Annotated in this window: 8 protein-coding genes; 7 read left to right on the top strand and 1 reads right to left on the bottom strand. The window is 35.0% G+C overall.

The genetic code is table 11. The annotated features are described in order from the left end of the window. Positions 1–277 (bottom strand): hypothetical protein (locus ENL20_04585; protein HHE37832.1); only part of this gene is annotated, 277 nt, incomplete at its 3' end. A 331-nt stretch (positions 278–608) separates the two neighbouring features. On the opposite strand from ENL20_04585, the gene ENL20_04580 reads away from it, so the two are divergent. The 7 genes from ENL20_04580 to ENL20_04550 all read left to right on the top strand — a co-directional run. Beyond that, positions 609–1,646: a Gfo/Idh/MocA family oxidoreductase gene (locus tag ENL20_04580; GenBank protein HHE37831.1), complete on the top strand. Its 1,038-nt coding sequence runs from the start codon at positions 609–611 to the stop codon at positions 1,644–1,646. A 196-nt stretch (positions 1,647–1,842) separates the two neighbouring features. After that, complete coding sequence (locus ENL20_04575) at positions 1,843–2,730, top strand: polyprenyl synthetase family protein (GenBank protein ID HHE37830.1); 888 nt, start codon at positions 1,843–1,845, stop codon at positions 2,728–2,730. A gap of 6 nt (positions 2,731–2,736) precedes the next feature. Beyond that, the gene (locus ENL20_04570; GenBank protein HHE37829.1) at positions 2,737–3,576 is read left to right on the top strand and encodes a hypothetical protein; all 840 of its coding nucleotides are present in this window, start codon (positions 2,737–2,739) and stop codon (positions 3,574–3,576) included. Further along, the gene (locus tag ENL20_04565) at positions 3,563–4,312 is read left to right on the top strand and encodes a geranylgeranylglyceryl/heptaprenylglyceryl phosphate synthase (protein HHE37828.1); all 750 of its coding nucleotides are present in this window, start codon (positions 3,563–3,565) and stop codon (positions 4,310–4,312) included. The genes ENL20_04570 and ENL20_04565 overlap by 14 nt, the downstream gene beginning before the upstream one ends. Then, entirely contained in the window at positions 4,309–5,103 is a 795-nt protein-coding gene (locus ENL20_04560; protein ID HHE37827.1) for a hypothetical protein, read from the top strand. Before ENL20_04565 ends, ENL20_04560 begins: the two co-directional genes overlap by 4 nt. A gap of 90 nt (positions 5,104–5,193) precedes the next feature. Next, complete coding sequence (locus ENL20_04555; protein ID HHE37826.1) at positions 5,194–6,171, top strand: NAD(P)-dependent oxidoreductase; 978 nt, start codon at positions 5,194–5,196, stop codon at positions 6,169–6,171. A 10-nt stretch (positions 6,172–6,181) separates the two neighbouring features. Beyond that, positions 6,182–6,636 (top strand): class I SAM-dependent methyltransferase (locus ENL20_04550; protein ID HHE37825.1); only part of this gene is annotated, 455 nt, incomplete at its 3' end.

The raw sequence follows: 6,636 nt of genomic DNA, 5'->3' as shown, positions 1-6,636 counted from the left end.
CGATCATCCAATCTATCCGGCGTTGGAACATATCTTCGACTTCACGCCAGTTGAGGGTTTCGAGCATCATAAAAATCAATAAGGAAACCATAGTTTTGATAGATTTGTTAGGAGCACCCAACTTGCTGTCTTTATAAAGATGTTTAAACATCTGCTCATCGATTAAAGGATAAACTTGTTCCCGAAAAATGTGACACCAATCGTCTTTCGGTAATACATCAGGATAACTTATTTCCGGTTGGAAAAAACTAATTTGCGAACTGGTTTCGCGAAACATAAACTCTCCATAATCTCTTTTATAAAATCATCGCTATCATGGGAGTTAATTATTTCTCGGCTTATTATCTGTCAACCCTTTTTATTGATGCTAACTTGTTTATATTCCAATACATTAAAGGGACTTGTTGACCAATTTCAATTTTTCAACAAACTCATATATTAAAATTTACCATAGGTTAAAATCAGATAGATTTCACTGTCAATTCTATCAATTCTGAAGCCTGATATTTATTCCAAATCTGCAATTTTTATGCTGAAAGCTACCAAATAATATATTGACAGGTAAAATGCTGTGAATTATTTGGATATGATTTTTTTTAGGAGAATTAATGGAAAAAAAGATAAATTTTGGATTGGTTGGTTGCGGAAGAATTTCTTCCAAGCATTTTGATGCAATTTCAAAATTGGACAATGCAGAAATCGTTTCCTGTGCAGATATCATTAAACAACGAGCTGTTGATTCTGCCGAGAAATATAACATCAAATCAGCTTATGGAAGTTATGAAAAAATGCTTGCCAATGAAAAATTAGATGCCGTTTTGATCTGTACTCCAAGTGGTTTACATCCTGAAATGGGAATTCAAGCTGCTGAACAAAAACTTCATATTGTAACTGAAAAACCAATGGCAATCAACTTAAAATCAGCTGATGCATTAGTGAAAGCATGCGATAAGAATAAAGTCCAATTATTTGTTGTAAAACAAAATAGATTAAATCCAACCATACAGTTATTAAAAAAAGCAATCGATAAAAAAAGATTTGGAAGACTTTTCAGTGCCAACGCCACTGTACGCTGGTCTCGTCCTCAAAGCTATTATGATCTGGCAAAATGGAGAGGAACATGGGAGTTCGATGGTGGAGCATTCATGAATCAGGCTTCACATTACTTCGATCTGATCCAATGGATGATGGGTCCTGTCGAATCCGTAATGGCAATTACTAATACCATGAATCATTCTATTGAAACCGAAGATCAGGGAGTTGGAATAATACATTTTCGTAATGGCGCTATTGGCTCTATTGAAGTCAGTATGAATATTTTTCCTAAAAATATGGAAGGTTCGATCACGATCATGGGAGAATCCGGAACTGTTAAGGTTGGAGGAATTGCAGTAAACAAAATCGAACACTGGGAATTTAAAGATTACGACGATGATGATAAATTAATCGATGAGACAACCACAAATCCGGAAAACATTTATGGTTTCGGTCATACCGGTTTCCTGAAAAATGTGATAGATTCTTTGCAGGGAAAAGCTGAAGCAAACACAGATGGAAGAGAAGGCAGGAAATCTCTGGAATTGATCCTGGCTATGTATGAATCAGCAAAAACCGGTAAAAAAATTGCTCTTCCATTAAAAAAATAATGTGATTATCCAGACTATTCACAGAAATTAATTAAACCTTACAAATTCTCTCCGGCAGCTGCAGGTGAGATTATTTGGATTTTCTATTAAATGATAATGCCCGTTTAGCTCTTCTTCACAAAGGAAAATTTACAGGTGTATTAAATCTAAAGTGATCATTCTTGATAATCATTAAAAAATAAAATCGAGGTATAATTTGTTAGTTCAGGAATATTTTAAAAGTAGAGAAGAAATACTCGAAGAGGTTCTGGATAAACTTTTAGCTCCCGCTGAACAATATCCTTCATCATTACATGAAGCAATGAGATATTCTGTTTTGAATGGTGGAAAAAGGCTCAGACCAATATTATTTTTCGCCACCTATGAAATGCTTCTTGGAAGAAAAAATATTAACAGATTAGAAAGATTAATTCCGGCAGCTTGCGCTCTGGAATTAGTTCATTCTGCTTCTCTTGTTCATGATGACCTTCCAAGCATAGATAATTCCGGCGAAAGAAGAGGAAAACCAAGTTGTCATATCAAATTTGGTGTACCGACTGCAATCCTTTGCGGAGATGCTTTGATCACAAAAGCTTTTGAGACTCTGACCACAATAAAAAATAAAAAAGATGCTTTGAATTGCATAAATATCCTTGCACACGCAATTTCAACTCGCGGAATGATCGGAGGGCAAGCTGTCGATATTCTTTCTGTAAAAAAGAAGATCAATATAAATGTTTTAAGGTATATCCATCTAAAAAAAACAGGAGCATTGTTGCAAGCTTCTGTCGAACTTGCCTGTGTCCTTTTCGGAGCAGAAGAAAATCTTACCATTACTTTAGGGAATTTTGCTTTGAATCTCGGCTTGGCTTATCAAGTTGTCGATGATATCCTGGATGAAGTTGGCAGTTTTGATGTTTTAGGAAAATCTCCCGGAGGTGATTTGAGAAACAACAAAGCTACTTATCCTTCCCTGATCGGTTTGGAAAAATCAAAAAAAATTGCTGAAAAACTTCTTCGAGATTCTCATAACTTGATTAAAAATATGAAAAATAACGATATTCTCCTTGAATATGTCAATATGATCAAAGACAGGTTACCGTAATTTTTTATGTCTTTTTTTAAGATAATTCGTCCTTTTAATTGCCTTTTTGTTGCCTTGACAGTTATTTTTGGAGCATATTACAAAAGTTCCGATTTTTTTTATTATCCTGTTTTTTTTGCTGTCTTATCTGCTTTTTTGATCGCTGCCGGTGGATATGTTATTAATGATTTTTTTGATTATAAAATCGATATTATCAATAAACCGAAACGAATTCTCCCTTCTGGTCGGATGAAACCGAGAACTGCTCTTACTTTTGCAATATTATTACTGGCTACAGGAATTTTCTCCAGCTTTTTTACAACCAATTATTTTTGTATATTAATCGTCGTTGTAAACAGTTTGGTTCTCTTTTTTTATGCTAAAATTTTCAAAAAAAAATTCCTGGTTGGAAATTTTATTGTTTCCTGGGCAGCAGCTTCAACTTTTTTATTTGGAGGTTTAAGCAATAACAATTTACAAAACAGCCTGATCATAACGATTTTTGCTTTTCTTTATACTTTTGCCAGGGAATTGATCAAAGATGCGGAAGACATTGAAGGTGATTCAAGATTGGGAGCAACTACGATGGCTGTTAAATTAGGCATAAAAAAAACTGTTCAAACTGCTTTTTTTCCAATTATTCTGATCATATTTTTTATCCTGCTCTTGTTCTTGAAACAGAAATTATCTCTCCAAACTTTTCTCCTGCTGAATCTGATCGGCTCTTTTCCTTTGATTTTTTTTACTATCCTTTTATGGAAGAGTAGCACGCAAAAAAACTTGTCCAAGATCTCATTCTGGATGAAAATTGATATGTTAATCCTCCTTTTTGTTTTCGGTTTAGGAAATAATTATGAAAACTTATGAAAAACTCGTGCAGATGTCGGAAGAAAGAGCGAATTATCTATGCCTGATGGATCCTGACAAATTAGATAAAAAAACCGCTATTTCAGATGCCAGACTTTTCGAAGAAAATGGTGTCGATGGTATTCTGGTTGGCGGCAGTATGATGATAAATAATAATTTTGATGAAAATTTGAAAGCGATCAAAGAAAATGTTCGGATTCCGGTTATCATTTTCCCTGGAATTTTTCATTGTATTTCTCCTTATGCAGACGCAATTCTTTATTTGTCATTGATAACCAGTCGAAATCCGCAACTCCTGATCGGAGAACATGTCCGGGCTGCTCCTCTGATTAAACATTATAACCTGGAAGCGATTGGCACAGCTTATATGCTGATCGAATCCGGAAATAGTACATCGGTTCAGTTTATGAGCAATAGTTTCCCCATTCCGCATTCCAAAAATGATATTGCTGTTGCTCATGCTCTTGCAGGTCAATATCTTGGGATGAAACTCATTTATACGGATTCAGGAAGCGGAGCAAAAAATCCCATCAGTAATGAAATGATAACTGCGATCAAAGAAAATGTGTCTTTGCCCTTGATCGTCGGAGGTGGTATCAAAGAAACCGAAATCGCAGCTCAAAAAGCAGAAGCCGGTGCAGATTTTGTTGTAACAGGAAATGTTCTGGAAAAGAATCCGGATTCGAAGCTGATCAAAGAATTTGCAGATGCTGTCCAGTCTATCAAACGAAAATGATCGATATTCATACTCATATTTTACCTGACTGTGACGATGGCTCACCCGATATTGAAACATCCATCAAAAACCTGAAAATGATGCAGGATGCAGGTGTAACGGATGTTCTCCTGACTCCTCATTTTTTAAGGAATTTATATCATAATTCTGCTGATATTATTGAAAATAGATTCGATCTTCTGCAAAAAACGATTTTAAAAGAAAATCTGACAATTAATCCGCATAAAGCTGCTGAAGTCTATTTAGACAGCAAGATCATTGCTGATATTGAAAAAGAAAATCTATTTATTGGAAATACAAAATACATCCTGGTGGAAACGAGCATGACAATATTCCCGGATGATCTCCTGGAAACTTTGTATCATCTTGTCAGAAAAGGTTATAGACCGATCATGGCTCATCCGGAAAGATATAATAATGTCATTCGCAATATCGGAGTAGCCGAAGATCTGATGTTCCGTAATGTTTATCTGCAATTGAATGCAGGAAGTATTATTGGAAACAATGGAAAACAGGTTCAGGACACAGCCTGGCAAATGCTGGAAAACGGATTTGCTCATTTTCTTGCTTCCGATAATCACTGTCATTCGGAGGAATATGTTTTACCAAAAGCGATTGCAGAGATCAATAATGAATTTGATGAATCTCTGACTACTCTCTTAACTGAAATCAATCCGAGAAAAGTATTGAATAACGAAAAGATCGATTTTTTTTATATGGAAAAAGAGGAAAGAAATTATCCTGAACAATTAAATATATTTGAAAAATTGATAAAAAAAATCTTTAAATGATCGATAATTAACTCCCTCCGACCTTCTCAAATCTCACAAGTGAGCATTTTAAAAGAGAGGAAGATTTAAGGAAAATATAATAAAAATCAGATGATCAACAGTATATTAATAACTGGTATCAGCGGTTTCATTGGAAAAAATGTAGCACGCCGGTTGATCCAGAAAAATAGGAAGATAACCGCTCTGATCAGACCTTCGACAGATCTCGATAGAATTGAAGAATTTGAAAAAAAAATCAATTTCGCAGCAATAGACCTTGCTGATATTCCAAAATTGAGGGATTTTCTCAAACAAAATTCTTTTGACTGTATCGTTCATATCGGAGCAATCCGCGGCGGCAGAAAATTTCCCAAACAGACTTACTTCGAGGTCAATGTAAATGCTACGGAGCAGCTTCTCATCAATGCTCTAAAAAATAATTGTAGGTTCATTTTCTGCTCATCTGTCGGAGTTTTCGGGGCTATTCCAAACGAACTTCCTGCAAACAATCAGACGGAACGAAGGAATGACAATTATTATCATTATACAAAAATTCAGGCGGAAGCTCTTCTCCAGAAATATGTTCTGCAAGGTCTGAACGCAGTGATCATCCGACCTGCAATTACTTATGGGATCGGAGATTTTGGTTTTCCTTTTACGCTGACAAAACTGATCGATAAAAGTTTGATGTTCATCCCTGATAAAAATGTTATGATCCATTTAACGAGTGTCGAACTGCTCTCACAAGCTTTTGCCAAGCTGATAGAATCCAATATTATACCCGGTACTGCTTACAACATCGCTGATAAAAAGCCTGTTAAATTACGGGAATTGGTGAATTTTATCAGCAATGAACTAAAGGGAAAAGAATTTCCTCCCAAGAAAATCATAAATAAGAAGTTTTTCCAATATGGAGAAACTATCTCCCGGATTTTGAAAAACGAAACCTGGATTTCCCGTTTTGAATTAATTTCTAAAAGCTGGTTTTATGATACGAACAATTCCTATAACGAACTTTCTTTAAAACAAATTGAAACTATTCCCAATTTTAAGGTCGTTACGAATTGGTATAAAAGTCTTACAAAGTAAATGATAAATAATGGCTATCCCGATTTTAAATAACTGGAAAAATTATTTCTCAAGTTTTGATGAAGGTCTCGGTTCTTCTTATGAACGAGTGATCCTGAATAAAAAACTCGAACTTGTTTGTAAGCATTTTCAGGTAAAATCAATTTTAGAAGTCCCTTCTTTTGGATTCACTGGAATTTCCGGGATCAACAGCATGAATCTTGCTCGGAATGGTTATTCGATTTCTCTCGTTGATCATGAAAAAGAGAGAATCGAGCTGATCAAAAAAATCTGGGAAAAAGTGAATTTAGGAGTTAATACTCACTTTTCGCAAGATTATCAAAAGCTGTCTTTCCCTGATAAAAGTTTTGATTTAAGTTGGAATTTTTCCGCTTTATGGTTTGTTAAAGATTTGTCTCTTTTTCTCGAAGAATTGACAAGAGTTACTTCCAAAGCGATTTTACTGTGTGTTCCCAATAGAAATGG

The organism is Candidatus Cloacimonadota bacterium, from assembly GCA_011372345.1.
Lineage (GTDB): Bacteria > Cloacimonadota > Cloacimonadia > Cloacimonadales > TCS61 > DRTC01.
Note: the sequence above shows the minus strand (reverse complement) of the source record. Positions and strands in the feature narration are given on the sequence as shown.

What these genes read in the sequence shown, in the direction of transcription:
- ENL20_04580 (HHE37831.1), top strand. Translation starts at nt 609, where the DNA reads ATGGAAAAAAAGATAAATTTTGGATTGGTTGGTTGCGGAAGAATTTCT.
- ENL20_04570 (HHE37829.1), top strand. Translation starts at nt 2,737, where the DNA reads ATGTCTTTTTTTAAGATAATTCGTCCTTTTAATTGCCTTTTTGTTGCC.
- ENL20_04555 (HHE37826.1), top strand. Translation starts at nt 5,194, where the DNA reads ATGATCAACAGTATATTAATAACTGGTATCAGCGGTTTCATTGGAAAA.
- ENL20_04560 (HHE37827.1), top strand. Translation starts at nt 4,309, where the DNA reads ATGATCGATATTCATACTCATATTTTACCTGACTGTGACGATGGCTCA.
- ENL20_04565 (HHE37828.1), top strand. Translation starts at nt 3,563, where the DNA reads ATGAAAACTTATGAAAAACTCGTGCAGATGTCGGAAGAAAGAGCGAAT.